The sequence below is a fragment of the Mesorhizobium sp. C372A genome (assembly GCF_030323245.1).
Taxonomy (GTDB): Bacteria; Pseudomonadota; Alphaproteobacteria; order Rhizobiales; family Rhizobiaceae; genus Mesorhizobium.
Genome location: NZ_CP100475.1, coordinates 3,448,971 through 3,464,383, shown reverse-complemented (window position 1 = coordinate 3,464,383; position 15,413 = coordinate 3,448,971). Strand labels below are relative to the sequence as shown.

Genomic DNA, 15,413 nt, shown 5'->3' with positions numbered 1-15,413 from the left:
CCCTCATCCGGGCCTGTCTGTGCATGTCGTTGTCCCAAAACCGCTACGCACTTTTGGGCGACATGCATTCGGGCCACCTTCTCCCCGTAAACGGGGAGAAGGTGGAAGAACTACTTCTTGTTCTTGGCCAGCCAGTCCTGCTGTTCCTTGGTCAGGAACGCGGCCCATTGATCGGCAACGTCCTTGGCCGACTTCTGGCCGAGCAGCACTTCCTGGAAATTCTTGATCGCCACCTGGTCGACGAAATTGCCGAGGTTCTCCAGATGTGTCGGCGGCGTCACCATTTCATATTTGGAAGTGTCGCTGAGTTCGGTGAACCAGCCTTTGAACTGCTCGGTCTTGAAGTGGGCATCCTGGTCGGCGCCATTGTGGATCGGCACGACGCCGACTTCCTTGGCCCATTCGAGATTGTCCTTGGGCGACAACAGCGTCGCCATCAGCTTCCAGGCATCGTCCTTGTGCTGCGAATTGGCGAACATCGCCCAGCCGGCATAGCCCAGCGTCGGATAGGATTTGCCGCTTGGCCCCACAGGCAGCGGCGCCACGGCAAAATCGTCGGCACTCATCTTGTCGGCAATGCCGATCAGCGCATCCGGATCCTGGTTGAGCATGGCGCAGGTGCCGGAATAGAAGCCGGTGACGGTCTCGTTAAAGCCCCAGCTCACCGCATCCTTGGGCGCCAGCCCGTCCTTGTACATGTCGGCCAGCATCTGCAGGCCCTTGACCGAGCCCTCCTCGTTGATGGTCGAGGTGCCGTCCTCGTTGAAGTAGCCGCCCTTGCCAGCGGCGATGTTCATGAACATGTGCATGCCGTTGAAGGCGCCCGGGCCACCGCGCAGGCAGTAGCCGTACTTGCCCGGAATGGCGGAGATCTTCTTGGAATCGGCGATGAAGTCGTCGAGCGTCGCCGGCGGGCCGTCGAGACCGGCCTCCTTGAACAGCTTCTTGTTCCAGAACAGCGCATTCACATAGTAGCCGTACGGGATCATGAACTGGGTGTTGTTGACGGTCGAGCCGAATTGCTTGGCGCGGTCGCCCAGCGTCTTGGCGTCGTCCCATTTGGCCATGTAAGGGCCGAGATCCTCGAGCTGGCCGTTGGTGGCGTACAGGCCCATCCAGCGCTCCGGCATCTCGACGATGTCGGGCGTATCGCCGGCCTGCACCATGGTGAGGAATTTCTCGAAGGCCTGCCCCCAGGGCAGCGAGACCACCTCGACCTTGACGCCGGCATTGGCGGCCTCGAACTCGGCGATCTGCTTCTTCAGGAATTCGGTGCGCTGCGGGCTGGTGATGACCTCGACCAGCTTGAGGGTGGTGTCGGCCAATGCGCCGCTGGCGGACATCGCCAGGCCGGCAGCGGTGGCAAGCATGATGCTCAGTCGTTTCATGTTCAGAACTCCCATTTTGAACCCAGTCATTTTTTTGCTTTGTCGAAGGCCTGGCCGATGTCGGCCCAGAGGTCTTCGACGCTTTCCAATCCGACATTGAAGCGGATGGTTCGGGGGCTGACGCCGAAGCGCGCCATCGAATTGAGACCCGGTGTCTGCTCGAGCGAGGCCTTTGCCGGCACGACGAGGCTTTCATGACCGCCCCAGCTGACGCCGATGCGGAAAAATTTCAGCGCATCGACGAAAGCGGGAATGTCGACATCCTCCGTCACCTCGAAGGAGAACAGCCCGGCATAGCCGGCAAGCGTCTTCTTGCCGGGATGGTTGGAATAGGCGGGATGATTGACCCGCTCGACCTTGTCATGCGCCTTCAAGCGCTCGGCGATGATGAGCCCGCTCTTCATGTGATGCGGCAGTCTCAGCGGCAGCGTGCGCAGGCCGCGCAACAGCAGCCAGCCCTCGAAGGGCGACAGCTTTGCGCCAAGCTGCGAGTAGGTCTGGTCGTTGATGTGCTTGATATGGGCGGCCGAGCCCGCCACCACACCGGCGACGGTATCGCTGTGGCCGCCGAGATATTTCGAGGCCGAGTGCAGCACCAGATCGACGCCGTGCAGAATCGGCTTCTGGAACACCGGCGTCGCCCAGGAATTGTCGATTGTGGTGACGATGCCCTGCTCTTTCGCCAGCCGCGTCAGATGTTCGAGATCCTGCAGCTCGAACATCATCGAGGTCGGGCTTTCCAGGTAGAGCAGTTTCGCACCGGGAAGTGCCGCGGCCACCGCATCCGGATCGGAGCCGTCGACATAGTCGACCTTGATATGCAGGCGCGGAAACAGCCGCTCGAACAGTCGGTAGGCGTCGCCATAGCAATTGCGCACCGCAAGGATGCGTTCGCCTGCGCCGACGAAAGCCAGCAACGTCGCGCTGATCGCAGCCATGCCGCTCGAAAAACCACGCGCGGCTTCAGCACCTTCAAGCGCTGCGACGCGCGACTCGAATTCCATCACCGTCGGATTGTCGCCGCGCGAATAGATCGGCTGTTTCCTGCGCCCGGCAAAGGTGTCGGCCATGTCGGCATAGCTGGCGAAGGTGAACAGCGAGGTCTGGTAGATCGGCGGCACCACCGCATTGCCGGGGAACGGGTCGTCATGCGCCAGAAGCGTCGCCGCCTCGGCGAGATAGTCGCTGCCGGAAATGCCGGGGTCGAAGCTGTGCTCGTTCATGTGCGGACCGAAAGTTTGAGGTTGGCGGCGCCGCGCTTCAAATCGTCCTCGACCGTGGCGATCAGCTTCAGCGCTTCGGCCCGGGCGCCTTCCGGATCGTGCGCGGCGATGCAGTCGAACATGGTGCGGTGGTAGGGAAAGCTTGCGTGGCCGAAATCGCGCACGCCGAGCGGATGTTCCCAGAAGCGGTGGAACAGTTCGTGCATGGCGGCGATAATCTGCTCGAACAGCGGATTGCCGCAGGCGCGGTAGATCGCCTGATGGAATTCCCAGTCCTCTTCCGACGACATGCCGGCGCGGCTGAGAAACTCTTCCTCCATGATGTCGAGCTTGCGCTCGATCTCGGCGAGGTCGTCCTTGTCGGCACGAATGGCGCAAAGGGCGGCGGCTTCCGCTTCCAGCGCGCGGCGGATTTCCAGCGTGCGCATCAGGCCGGTGAAATCATTGCCGCCGGCGAGCGTCAGCGGCATGTGCAGCATGTCGAGCGAGACGGCGGCCTTGAGATAGGTGCCCGAGCCCTGCCGGCGCTCGACCAGGCCAAGCCCTTCCCAGCGCGTCAGCGCCTCGCGCACCGTGTTGCGGCTGACCTTCAGACGCTCAGCGAGGATGCGTTCGGTCGGCAGCCTCTCACCGGGTTCCAGCTTCTCGCGCATGACGAAGCCGGCCAACGCCTTCAGCACCGCGTCGTCGCGGGCCGTCGTCTGGATCGGCGGAAGGCTGAATTCGGTCACCGGGGCTATTACCGAAGTGGTTCAATGGTCCAACCAATTTCTGCACAGACGAAGGGACCTGTCAACAGTGGAAACGCAGCGAGGCCGAAGGGCCAAGGGATGCACCTTCGGCCTTGCTGCTTCAGCCGTGGATGCGCGCCGGCGCAGCGGCGGCGCGAGCCTCGCGCCAGCGAGCGAAGATTGCCTCGCGAACCCGCCTCGAACCAGAGAGGCGCTTTTTTGCCTGCGCCAGCACCGCAGGCGACGCCTCGGCGGGCGTGCCGGACCGAAAGGGAGGAGCCGGGGCGTATTCGAGCGAGAGCTGCACGATCTCGGCCTCCTCCTGTCCAAGCAGCCTCGCAACCAGCGCCAGGCCGAAGTCGATCCCCGAAGTGACGCCGCCGGCGGTGATGAGCTTGCCGTCTTCGACGATACGCTCGTCGACCGGGATCGCTCCGAACTCCTCAAGGAAATCATGCGCATACCAGTGCGTGGTCGCGCGCTTGCCCCTCAGCAGTCCGGCCGCCCCAAGCACCAGGGCACCGCTGCAAACGGAGGTGATGTAGCGCACCTGCCCCGCGCGCTCCCACACGAAATCGAGGACTGTCTGGTCCTCCAGCAGCGCGTTGACCCCGCCCCCGCCAGGAATGCACAGCACGTCGAGGGGCCGGCAATGGTCAAAGGTCGCGGTTGGCGTCAGCGAGAGGCGCGTCGATGACGTCACCGGGTTGCGATCCTTCCAGATCAGTTCCACCTCGGCATCCTTGGCCGATGCCAGGACTTCGTATGGGCCGGTGAGGTCGAGTTGTTGGACGTCGGGGAATACGAGGATGCCGAAACGAAGGGGCATGGAAATCTCCGTGGGTTGACTTCCGGCAATCTACGGCATCATGGTTTGGCACGATTGCCATTCATCCCTCGCTTCGGGCCAAACCAATGCGCCGTATCGAAGTACTTGCCTATCCCGACATCCAGCTCCTCGACGTCAGCGGACCGCTGCAGGTCTTTGCCAGCGCCAATGATTTCAAAAGGCAGGCCGGCGAACCGGCTCCTTACGAGGTCGTGGTCGTCGCCGCCTCACCGCGCATCCGGACATCGGCCGGTCTCGTGCTGGAGGCAGCAGTGCTGCCAACCCACGGAGGTAAGATCGACACGCTGCTTGTCCCCGGAGGATGGGGCGTCAACGCGGCCTGCGACGATCCCGTGCTGGTCCAGTGGATCGCCGGTCGCTCGCGCGATGCCACCCGAACCGCTTCCGTCTGCAGCGGCGCCATGCTGCTGGCGACGGCTGGCCTGCTCGACGGCCGCCGCGCGGTGACCCATTGGGGACGCTGCGCGGAGTTCGCCCGGCGCTTTCCCGCGGTCCGGCTCGAACCCGATCCGATCTTCATCCGCGACGGCAATGTCTGGACATCCGCCGGCGTAACGGCGGGGATCGATCTCGCCCTCTCCCTCGTCGAGGCCGACCTTGGCCGGCACACGGCGCTCGGCGTGGCGCGCGAGTTGGTGGTCTTCCTGAAACGTCCCGGTGGCCAGGCGCAATTCAGCCAGACCCTCAAGCTGCAGCAAGGCGACGGGCGCTTCGACCGGCTGCATGGCTGGATCCTCGAAAATCTGGCCGGTGACCTGTCGCTCACGCAGTTGGCCGACCACGCCAATATGAGCCCGCGCAGCTTCTCGCGGCGCTATCGCGAGGCCACCGGCCGGACACCTGCCCGCGCGATCGAGGAGATCCGGATCGAGGCGGCGCGGCGGATGCTGGAGCGGGGCCAGCCCGTCAACCAGACGGCCCGCCGCTGCGGTTTCGGCTCGGAAGAAACCATGCGGCGCGGCTTTCTGCGCGTGCTGGGCACCAATCCGCGCGCCTATCGCGAGCGTTTCTGATCGCGACTGCTTGCTCCATTAGGCCGGCGGTCGATGCGGTAGAAATAGAGCCTCTCTAGCGTTCAGGCGGGATGCTGTAGCTGGCTGAGCCCGCCATCGACGACGAGGGTCGCCGCGTTCATGAACGGGCACTCCTCAGAAATCATGAACACAGCGGCCAGCGCGATCTCACGCGCCGAGGCGATGCGGCCGCCGGGATGCAGCGCCAGCGTCCTGGCGCGCGCCGCAACCGGATCGGCAAAACTGTTCCAATAGTCGGTCGCCTTCTGCGTCTCGACATAACCGGGCGCCAGCGCGTTCACGCGCACGCCCTGCCCGGCATATTCCAGCGCCAGCGATTTGGTCAGCCCAAGCAGCGCGTGCTTGGCCACGGGATAAGGGAAGGTATGAGGGATGATGGTGAAGCTGTGCGTCGAGGCGATGTTGAGGATCGCGCCACCACCATTTGCGATCATTCCTGGCAGCACCGCCTTGCTGCAATTCCAGGCGCCCTTGACGTTGACGTCGAAATTGCGGTTCCACTCCTCCTCGGTCGCCTCGAGCGGCGTCGAGAACACATTCATCCCCGCATTGTTGATCAGCGCGTTGATCGGCCCGATCGCGTCGGTCGCCCGGCTGACGGCAGCGGCAATCGCGGCCCCGTCGCTGATGTCGGCTGCGGTATGTCCGACATGGCCCTGCGGTGCGGCAAGGCCGGCGACCGTTTTGTCCAGCAGCGCGCCGTCGCGATCGACCAGGAACAGTTTTGCCCCTTCGGCCAGGCAGGCCCCGGCGATGGCAAGCCCGATGCCTTGCGCGGCGCCGGTGAGGAAGATGCGTTTGCCGGACAGGCGCTCAGCCATGGCTGTCACTCCACTGCAAGATGGTCAGCGCCGGCCCAGTGCCGACGAACGCAGATTGTCGAGCAAAACGGCAAGCAGCAGGATCACGCCGCGCACAATGTACTGGTAGAAGGCTGGGATGTTGAGCAGGTTCATGGCGTTTTCGGCAATGCCCATGATCAGCACGCCGACGATGACGCCCGACATGGTGGCGCGGCCGCCGGCAAGCGAGACGCCGCCGAGCACGCAGGCCGAGATGACCGAGAGTTCAAGCCCGACCGCCGCATTGGGCTGGCCCGACGTGATGCGCGAGGCCAAAAGGATGCCGGCGATGCCACAGACCACGCCTTGCAGAGCAAAGATCCAGATGCGCGTCCAGTCGACATTGACGCCGGCCAGGCGCGAGGCCTCCGGGTTGCCGCCGATGGCCAGCGTGTTCTTGCCGAAGACGGTACGATTGAGGACAAAACCGAAGATGCAGAACAGCACGGCCAGGACCCAGATCGGCGTCGGAATGCCGAACAGCTTGGATAGCGCCAGCTGGTAGAAATCCGGGCTGTTGATGCCGACGGCGCGGCCATCGGATGCGATCAGCGCAAGGCCGCGCACGATCTGCATGGTGGCAAGCGTCGTGATCAGCGCGTTGATGCGGAATTTGGCGATGACGACGCCATTGATGAAGCCGACGAAGGCGCCGCAGGCGATTGCCGCGAGAAGCCCGAGCAGGATCGAACCGGTATAGTTCGACGCCATTACCGCGACCATGCCGGCAAAGGCGACGATGGAGCCGACCGAGAGGTCGAAGTCACGCGCGGCAAGGCAGAACATCATCGTACAGGCGACAATGCCGACGGTGACCACCGACTGCAGCAGGCCGAGCATGTTGCGGTCGGTGAGGAAGTTCGGCACCAGCAGCGACACCAGCACGAAGGCGACGATGAAGATGACGACGAGGCCCTGTTCGCCGAGCAGGATCTTCTTCAACTGATCGGTCATGGCAAAGATCCTCAGGATGCGATCGCGTCGGGGGTTTTCTGATCGGGAAGAGCGGCGGCCAGGATCGCTTTTTCGGCGAACTGGTCGCGCGCGAGTTCGGCGCTGATGCGCCCGCCGCACATCACCAGGATGCGGTCGCAAATGCCCATCACTTCCGGCAGTTCGGACGAGACGACGACGATCGCCATGCCGTCTTCGGCAAGCTGGTAGAGCAGTTCGTAGATTTCCGCTTTGGCGCCGACATCGATACCGCGTGTCGGCTCGTCGACGATAAGCACGCGCACGCCCTGCTCCGACAGCCAGCGGCCGAGAATGACCTTCTGCTGGTTGCCACCGGAGAGGTTGATGATGTCCTGCTTGCGCGACGGCGTGCGCACCTTGAGCTTCTTAATGAAGGTCTCGGCGGTGGCGATCTCGCTAGCGCGGTTCAGGATTCCGAAGCGTGTGTGATGACGCCGCGACGAGATGTTGATGTTCTCCTCGATCGAGCGGCCCTGGATGATGCCGTCATGCTTGCGGTCTTCCGAGCACAAAACGATCCCGGCGCGGATCGCGTCATGCGGATCGGTGGCATGCACGACCTTGCCATCAACGGTAATGGTGCCACCTGAGCGCGGGTCGGCGCCGAACACCAGCCGCATCAGTTCCGAGCGCCCCGCGCCGATCAGGCCGAAGAAGCCGACGATCTCGCCCGCCCTCGCCTCGAAGCTGGCGGGCGTCGTCAGTTTTACTCCGCAAACAGCGTCGACCTTCAGCCGGACATCGCCGGCCGGGCGTGGGCGAAACCCCCAGATATCGGAGATTTCGCGGCCGACCATTTCGGCGACGACCTGGTCGCGTGTGACGTTTTTCAGCGACGCATGGTGCGCCACGAGCTTGCCGTCGCGCAGCACGGTCAGGCTGTCGCAGAGGCGGAACACTTCGTCCAGCCGGTGCGAGACATAGATGATGACCTTGCCCTCGCCGCGCAGACGGTCGATCAGGGCAAACAGGATTTCGCTTTCGCGCGACGACAATGACGAGGTCGGCTCGTCCAGAGCGATGACGCGCGCGTCGAGCATGATCGCCTTGGCGATCTCGACCATCTGGCGCTCGCCGATCGACAGCGTCTTGACCTTGCGGCTGATATCGATGTCGATGCCGGCTGATTTCAGCTTGGCGCCAACATCGTCCAGCATCCTGGCACGGGCGATGATGCCGGCGTTGGCGGGGAAGCGGCCGAGGCTGAGGTTTTCGGCAACAGTGAGCTCGGGAACCAGCTGCAGTTCCTGGTGGATGACGATGACGCCATTGTCGAAGGCATCTCGCGTCGTTGCATAGGCTTGCATCTTGCCGTCGATGAGGATCTCGCCGTCATCGGCATGCTGGTCGCCGGACAGGATCTTGATCAGCGTGGATTTGCCGGCGCCGTTCTCGCCCATCAGGCCGTGCACGGCGCCCTTGTCGACGCCGAACGAGACGTCCGACAGCGCCTTGACGCCCGGATAGGTCTTGGTGATTTCCGAGAAGTCGAGAAAGGACATGGGGCGCCTATCCTTTTGCCATGCCAAACAGGCGGCGACTGTGAGCCGCCGCCTGTTTGTACAGGGAGGATTATTCGATGCCGAGACCCTTGCGGACCGTCTGGTAGTCGTCGCGCTTGGCCAGCGCACCGGCGGTCAGGATGAGCTTCTCGGGTTCCTTGTTGTTGGCGACCCAGTCATACATGTTGAGCGCAGTCTCGTAGCCGTGACGCTTCGGCGAGATGATCACCGTGCCGACGAAGCCGGTGGCGGTCGGCTTCTTGAACTCGTTGATCGCCGAATCCGCGCCGCCAATGCCGACGCCGATCACGTTTTCGGCCGGGATGCCGACGCTTTCGGAAGCGCGCACGGCGCCGAGAACGGCTTCGTCGTTGAGGCCGAAGGAGACCCACTTCTTGATGTCGGCATGGGCGTTGAGTACCACCGTCGCCGCATTGAGCGCAGCCTCGGTATCGGTCTTGGCCTGCGGCGCGTCAAAGATGTTTTCGGCCTTGAAGCCGTTGGCCTTCAGCACCGAAATGGCGCCTTCGACCCGGTCGACGGCGGTCGGCAACTGATCATAGGAGACGCGGATGGCGCCGACCTCGTCGGCCTTCCAGCCGCGCGCCTTCATTTCGTCGACGATCGCCTGGCCGACGGCCTCGCCGATCTTGGTCGCCGAAATGCCCATATGCGGCACGTCTTCCAGCGCCTTGCCGTCTGCGCCGACCAGACGGTCATCAACCGTCATCAGCTTGAGATTGTTGGCGGCGGCCTTGGCGACGATGCCGGGGCCGAGCTTCACATCAGGCGTGCAGACGATGAAGCCTTGCGCGCCCTGCGCGCCGAGATTGTCGATCGCCGACATCAGCTTCTCACCGTCCTCGGCGCCGATCTTGACCAGGGTAAAACCCTTCTCCTTGGCGGCCTGGTCGGCGAACTTCCATTCGTCCTGGAACCACGGCTCCTCGGGCTGTTTGACGATAAAACCTATCTTGGTGTCCTGAGCATATGCAGCGATGGTCGTGACGGACAGCACGGCAAGGGCGCCCGCGACGAGCGCGGTCTTCAGAAGTCGCATGATTACCTCCCAGCGATGGCCGGGCGCTCAGCCCGGATGCAGAGTCTCTAATTCTTTTTATCATACTCGTCAATTGATCTGGTATGATAATTGAGCTACATGCTCTGACCAGGGATCGCTGGCGTAAATCCTCCGCATCCGGTAAGGCCGGAGACGCGAGATCAGTGGTTTCGCCGCCTTGGAGGAGGGCTGAGGTGACCGACACTTCGAAGAAGGCATCAGGCGACACCCGCCGCCCGCGCGTCATGCCCGATGTGACCAAGGCGCTTGCCTCAGACATCTTTTCCGGACGCTATCCCGCCGGCTCGTCTCTGCCGACCGAAAACGAACTCGGCGTCGAATATGGCGTCAGCCGCACCGTCATCCGCGAGGCGCTGAAGGTGCTGGCCGCCAAGGGGCTGGTGCTGTCGCGACCGCGCATCGGCACGGTTGTATGTGAACAGGACAACTGGAACATCATCGACCCGCAGGTGCTGGCCTGGCACGCGCCGCATGCGCTGGACGACAAATTGTTCGACGCCATCCTCGAAACGCGGCGCGCCATCGAACCTCTGGTAGCTGAACTGGCGGCGACTCGTGCGACGCTGCAGGAGATCGCCGATCTCGAAGCTGCCTGGCGCGGCATGGCCAATGCCGGCGAGGATCTCGCCGCCTTCTCGCGCTCGGACATCACCTTCCACCAGATCGTCTATGCCGCGAGCCACAACCCGATCTTCCGCCAGATCGGCAATCTGATCGACACCGGGCTGAAATTCTCGCTTGAAGCAACGGCGACCATTTCGCTCGCCCGGCGCATGGAAGCAGTGGCGGCGCACCGTGAGGTGGTGGAGGCACTGCGCATGCGCGATGCCGCGGCGGCGCGTGCGGCGGCAGGCCGGATCCTCGACCTTGCAGCGCGCGACCTGGTCAGCGCCAAGAAACTCAAGAACAACTGAGACCTCGCATGAAAATCATCTCGCTCACCACTTACATTGTCCCGCCGCGCTGGCTGTTCCTGAAGATCGAGACTGATGCCGGCGTTACCGGCTGGGGCGAGCCTGTGGTCGAAGGCCGTGCGCTGACGGTCGAGGCAGCGGTCAAGGAACTTGGCGATTATCTGATCGGCAAGGACCCGCGCCTGATCGAGGACCATTGGACGGTGATGCATCGCGGCGGCTTCTACCGCGGCGGGCCGATCCTGATGAGCGCCATTGCCGGCATCGACCAGGCGCTGTGGGACATCAAAGGCAAGGCGCTCGGCGTGCCTGTCCACGAACTGCTCGGCGGCAAGCTGCGCGACAGCATCAAGGTCTATTCCTGGATCGGCGGCGACCGGCCGGCGGAAGTGGCTGATGGCGCCAGGGAAGTGGTGGCGCGCGGTTTTCAAGCGCTGAAGATGAATGGCACCGAGGAACTGCAGATCGTCGACAGCCATGACAGAATAGATGCAGCTGTCGAACGCGTCGCCATGGTGCGCGAGGCCGTTGGGTCCAACATTGGCATCGCCGTCGATTTCCACGGCCGCGTGCATCGGCCGATGGCGCGCATGCTGGTCAAGGAGCTCGAACCCTACCGGCTGATGTTCATCGAGGAGCCGGTGCTCAGCGAAAATCGCGAGGCGCTGAAGGAGATCGCAGCGCTGGGCTCGACGCCGATCGCGCTCGGCGAGCGGCTTTACAGCCGCTGGGATTTCAAGTCGGTGTTCGAACAATGCGCCGTCGACATCATCCAGCCGGACCTGTCGCATGCCGGGGGCATCACCGAATGCCGCAAGATCGCGGCGATGGCCGAGGCTTATGATATTGCGGTCGCGCCGCACTGCCCGCTCGGCCCGATCGCGCTCGCCGCCTGCCTGCAGCTCGATGCCGTCAGCTACAACTGCTTCATCCAGGAACAGAGCCTCGGCATCCACTACAACGCCGCAAACGATTTGCTCGATTATGCCGCCAACAAGGACGTCTTTCGCTACGAGGATGGCTATGTCGCAATCCCCGGTGGTCCCGGCCTCGGCGTCGAAATCGACGAGGACTACGTCAAGGAAAGGGCCAAGGAAGGCCACCGCTGGCGCAACCCGGTCTGGCGTCACAAGGACGGCTCCTTCGCCGAGTGGTAGCCCGGCCGACCTTGCGGCCAGGCCTTCAGGACCTCAAGCTCAATTTCGCGGTGGCGCCAGCGTAACGCAGGCCTCTGATGGGCCGCAGCGCCGAGCACCAGCGCATGGGAGCCGTCGGCGCCGGCAAGCCGCAACTCGCTGACCGCCTGGGTTGCCGCAAGCGATCGAAAGCAGTCGCTATCCATGGAACATGGCGGATGTCCTGTTCTCATCGACCTTTTCTTGGCCCGCCAGCCGCGTCACCTGCCCGCGGCGTGCCGGCCTGCGTTCCTGCCGGAGAAGATGCAGCTGCCGAGAAATGTCCCTTCCAGCGCATTGTAGCCGTGATAGCCGCCGCCACCGCCGCCGGCCACCTCGCCTGCCGCATAGAGCCCGGCAATGGGTTCGCCATTGCCGTCGAGAACCTGCGAATTGAGATTGGTGTGCAGGCCGCCAAGCGTTTTGCGAGTCAGGATGTTGAGGCGCACCGCGATCAGCGGCCCGTGCCTGGGATCGAGTATCTTGTGCGGCTTGGTCACCCGGAAGATCTTGTCGCCAATGTAGTTGCGGGCGCCGCGGACGGCTGTGACCTGCGCATCCTTGGTATAGGCATGCTCGACCTCGCGATCTCGCGCCACGATCTGCGCCTTGAGCCGGTCGTAGTCGAGCAGATTGTCGCCTGACAGCGCGTTCATGCCGGTGACCAGGTCGGCCAGGTTGTCGCGGACGACGAAGTCCTCGCCCTTTTCCAGGAACGCTGCCACCGATGGTGGCGCCTTGCCGCCGCGCCGGTTCTTCAGCACGGCCCGCCAATCCTTGGCCGTAAAGTCTAGGTTTTGCTCCGAACCCGACAGCACGAACTCCTTCGAAGCGATCGTCTTGCTCAGCACGAACCAGGAATAATCGTGTCCCGTCGACAGGATACGCTTCAAGGTGCCGAGCGAATCGAAGCTCGGGAAGAACGGCGCCTCCATGCGTTGTCCCAGAGCATCGAACCATAGCGGCGACGGCGCCGACAGGATGCGGATGCCGTGGTTCGGCCAGATCGGATTCCAGTTCTTGATCCCCTCGACATAGTGCCACATGCGGTCGGCGTTGATGACGCCCCCGCCGGCGTCCTGGGTGATCGCCACCATGCGGCCGTCCACATGGTGCGGCACGCCGGCAACCATACGCTTCGGCGCTGGCCCCAGCCGCCCGACCGGCCAGACCTTGCGAACCAACTCATGATTGCCGCCGATGCCGCCGGAGGTGACGATCACGACACCGGCCGAAAGGTCGAAATCGCCGACGGCCGTGCGGCTCGACTGCTTGCCGCGCTCGACATCGGATGCCTCCAGGATTTCGCCCGCGACGCCGGTGACCGCGCCGTTGGTCTTGATCAGCCGGCTGACCTGATGACGGAATTTCAAAGTGATCAGCCCTTTGGCGACGTGCTCGCGCACGCGCCTTTCGAACGGCGCGACCACGCCCGGCCCAGTGCCCCATGTCAGGTGGAAGCGCGGCACTGAATTGCCGTGGCCATTGGCCAGCGCGCCGCCGCGCTCGGCCCAGCCGACCACCGGCCACCAGCGCATGCCCATGGCGTAGAGCCACGGCCGCATCTCGCCGGCGGCGAAATCGACATAGGCTTCCGCCACTTTCCTTGGCCAATGGTCCTCGGGCCGGTCGAACTGGGCAGAACCCAGCCAATCCTGCCAGGCGAGGTCGCGGCTATCCTTGATGCGCAGGCGGCGCTGCTCGGGCGTGTTGACCAAAAACAGGCCGCCGAGCGACCAGAATGCCTGGCCGCCGAGAAAACCGCCACCCTCTTGCTCGACGATGATCACGCGCTTGCCGGCATCGCCGAGTTCCGCGGCTGCGGCCAGGCCGGCCAGCCCGCCGCCAACGATGATTGCGTCCGCGTCAGCCATTGTCGTAGCTCCTGTGCCGGCTTTTGTTTTCGAGATCGGATGCTCGTTGCTAGCCGCGCAGCGCGTTCCAGATGATGCGCGGCAGCTTCAGGAGGCTCGGCTGGTAGTTGAACTCGGTGATCAGGCGGCCGACCATGTGTGCCCTTTTGTGGGTCAGGAACCAGGCCGGCTTCGGCATGATGCGGAACGGCGCTTCGAGCACGCTGCGTTCCGGTCTGTCGAACAAATAGGTGTTGTGGACGACGCCGATGCCGCTCTGCACGTCGTCGAGCGTGTGGCCAGGGAAAGCACCCCAGGTCGGGCGCAGCAGCGCGAACAGAACGCCGCTCCAGGAATTGATGCCGATGCCGCCATAGCGCAGTTCGGCAATGATTTCCTCGAAGCGCTGCCGGCCGATCTCGGCGATCGTCCTGGGATGGATGAGGATGTTGGCGGCAAGCGTGCCGTGCAGCTTTTCATTGGCGTAGGCGACAGCGGCGCGCAGATAGGATTCCGCATTGCCCGCCGGCAGCCGCATGACGCTGAGCGCCGGCGCGAACACCTCGGCATTTTCGAGATAGGTATCCGTGCCCGGCCGGAACGGCACCACCACGCAGGCCGGCCCGCCGGGCCGCTCGAATTTCTGTACGCTGTCGGCATGCGCCTCGAAGGCGGCGAGGCGCTCGGTCGCGCCGGGATAATAGGCCGGGCGCGACGGGGCTTTCTGCATCACCTTTTCGAGGGCCGCCAGAAGCGCGTCGGATTTGTCCCAGCCTTCGGGCAACACGAGCATTTGGCAGGCGATACAGTTGAAACCGGAATTGTTGAGCTTCTGTGTGGCGATCAGTTCGGCATGGTAGGCGATGTCGGCATTCGACCATGGGCCGGGCACCACGATGGTCGGCGCCACGCCGCCAAGCTCAGAGGTGATACGCCGGCTGTTGCGCGGCTTGCCCGCCGCCTTGTTCTTGCGGCCCTCCTCGCCAGGCCCCCAGACGATCGCGTCATGCGAGGCCGCGGCACCGGTGATGTGGATGTCGTCGACGAGATCGTGGTTGCACAGATACGCACCGACATCGGCGCTGCCGCGCACGATGCGCAGCGCACCGAATTCGATCAGCGGCCGCAGCGCCGGCCGCAGGAAATCAACGAGGTAATCATTGACCGGGTTCATCTTGAGCAGGACGACCTGATGTTCGACGAGCAGCTTGTGCAGGCAGTCGAGCGGCGCGATCGAGGCGACGTTGCCGGCGCCGAGCACGAGCCCGATCTTGCCCTTGCGGCTGGTGCGCGGCGCGTCATAGGCCGATGCGGTGTTTGCGGCGAGGTTCGCCTTGGTCACGCCGGGCTGCATCCAGATCTCTGCCTTCAGCCCGGTGAACAGCACCTTGTCCCAAAGCGAATTCGGAACCACCGTCACCGCCACCTGTCCGCTAGGCAAGGTGCGGACCGGCAGTCTGTCGAGGAACTTCTTGCCCTCCATCAGGCTGAGCGTGTGGATGAACTGGTTGCAGCCATCCATCAGCGCCGCCGGGCCAGCCAGCCATTCCTCACCTTCCAGCGGCGAGCCGGTCGGGATGCCCTTCTTGCGCGTCGCGGTTTTGACCCACGCCTCGGCGACCTCGCGGATGTGATCCTTGACCTGCCGCAGCAAGGCGATCCGCTCGCCATTCGAGGTCTGCGCCCAGTCGTCCTTCCTGGCGTCGAGATCGGTGAGCGCGAGGTCGAGTTCGGCTGCCCATTCAGGCTGCACGGGCTGGGTTTTGACTGCCTTGGCAACCATCCTATCCTCCTCCACTTCGATCTCTTTGTTTGACGCAATTCCTGTGGGAAAACCGCTTCACA

The 15,413-nt window shown here is 63.7% G+C and carries 13 protein-coding genes; 3 read left to right on the top strand and 10 right to left on the bottom strand.

Annotated features, from left to right (window positions below):
• Window positions 1-110 precede the first annotated feature (110 nt).
• The 4 genes from NLY42_RS16470 to NLY42_RS16455 all read right to left on the bottom strand — a co-directional run bounded on the left by NLY42_RS16470 (window position 111) and on the right by NLY42_RS16455 (window position 4,171).
• Window positions 111-1,388, bottom strand: coding sequence for an ABC transporter substrate-binding protein (locus NLY42_RS16470; RefSeq protein ID WP_023685297.1), 1,278 nt, complete (start codon window positions 1,386-1,388; stop codon window positions 111-113).
• A 26-nt stretch (window positions 1,389-1,414) separates the two neighbouring features.
• Entirely contained in the window at window positions 1,415-2,611 is a 1,197-nt protein-coding gene (locus NLY42_RS16465) for a PLP-dependent transferase (protein WP_023712132.1), read from the bottom strand.
• A complete protein-coding gene (locus NLY42_RS16460) occupies window positions 2,608-3,342 on the bottom strand; it encodes a FadR/GntR family transcriptional regulator (protein WP_023668124.1) in 735 nt (244 codons plus the stop codon). Before NLY42_RS16460 ends, NLY42_RS16465 begins: the two co-directional genes overlap by 4 nt.
• Window positions 3,343-3,463: 121 nt before the next feature.
• Complete coding sequence (locus NLY42_RS16455) at window positions 3,464-4,171, bottom strand: DJ-1/PfpI family protein (RefSeq protein ID WP_023754422.1); 708 nt, start codon at window positions 4,169-4,171, stop codon at window positions 3,464-3,466.
• A gap of 86 nt (window positions 4,172-4,257) precedes the next feature.
• Here NLY42_RS16455 and NLY42_RS16450 point away from each other — a divergent pair, with 86 nt between their 5' ends.
• Window positions 4,258-5,205 (top strand): GlxA family transcriptional regulator, encoded by a 948-nt coding sequence (locus NLY42_RS16450; protein WP_023685300.1) that lies wholly within the window; start codon window positions 4,258-4,260, stop codon window positions 5,203-5,205.
• 62 nt (window positions 5,206-5,267) lie between these two features.
• Here NLY42_RS16450 and NLY42_RS16445 read toward each other — a convergent pair whose 3' ends face one another.
• The 4 genes from NLY42_RS16445 to NLY42_RS16430 all read right to left on the bottom strand — a co-directional run bounded on the left by NLY42_RS16445 (window position 5,268) and on the right by NLY42_RS16430 (window position 9,605).
• On the bottom strand, window positions 5,268-6,047 hold the full coding sequence (locus NLY42_RS16445) for an SDR family oxidoreductase (RefSeq protein ID WP_023704660.1): 780 nt from the start codon (window positions 6,045-6,047) through the stop codon (window positions 5,268-5,270).
• Window positions 6,048-6,071: 24 nt separating this feature from the next.
• On the bottom strand, window positions 6,072-7,022 hold the full coding sequence (gene araH / locus NLY42_RS16440) for an L-arabinose ABC transporter permease AraH (RefSeq protein ID WP_023754423.1): 951 nt from the start codon (window positions 7,020-7,022) through the stop codon (window positions 6,072-6,074).
• A gap of 11 nt (window positions 7,023-7,033) precedes the next feature.
• Window positions 7,034-8,545: an L-arabinose ABC transporter ATP-binding protein AraG gene (gene araG, locus NLY42_RS16435; RefSeq protein WP_023754424.1), complete on the bottom strand. Its 1,512-nt coding sequence runs from the start codon at window positions 8,543-8,545 to the stop codon at window positions 7,034-7,036.
• 70 nt (window positions 8,546-8,615) lie between these two features.
• On the bottom strand, window positions 8,616-9,605 hold the full coding sequence (locus NLY42_RS16430) for an arabinose ABC transporter substrate-binding protein (RefSeq protein WP_023668118.1): 990 nt from the start codon (window positions 9,603-9,605) through the stop codon (window positions 8,616-8,618).
• A gap of 194 nt (window positions 9,606-9,799) precedes the next feature.
• Between NLY42_RS16430 and NLY42_RS16425 the strand changes: the two genes are divergently transcribed.
• Window positions 9,800-10,540, top strand: coding sequence for a FadR/GntR family transcriptional regulator (locus NLY42_RS16425; RefSeq protein WP_023687899.1), 741 nt, complete (start codon window positions 9,800-9,802; stop codon window positions 10,538-10,540).
• An 8-nt stretch (window positions 10,541-10,548) separates the two neighbouring features.
• Window positions 10,549-11,697 carry a galactonate dehydratase gene (gene dgoD / locus NLY42_RS16420; RefSeq protein WP_023754425.1) on the top strand — a complete coding sequence of 383 codons (1,149 nt, stop codon included), beginning with the start codon at window positions 10,549-10,551 and terminating at the stop codon, window positions 11,695-11,697.
• A gap of 239 nt (window positions 11,698-11,936) precedes the next feature.
• Here the strand turns inward: dgoD and NLY42_RS16415 are convergent, their stop codons facing one another.
• Both NLY42_RS16415 and NLY42_RS16410 read right to left on the bottom strand, forming a co-directional pair.
• The gene (locus tag NLY42_RS16415) at window positions 11,937-13,589 is read right to left on the bottom strand and encodes an FAD-binding dehydrogenase (RefSeq protein WP_023754426.1); all 1,653 of its coding nucleotides are present in this window, start codon (window positions 13,587-13,589) and stop codon (window positions 11,937-11,939) included.
• A gap of 49 nt (window positions 13,590-13,638) precedes the next feature.
• Window positions 13,639-15,351, bottom strand: coding sequence for an aldehyde dehydrogenase family protein (locus NLY42_RS16410; protein WP_286489222.1), 1,713 nt, complete (start codon window positions 15,349-15,351; stop codon window positions 13,639-13,641).
• Between the last annotated feature and the right edge of the window lie 62 nt (window positions 15,352-15,413).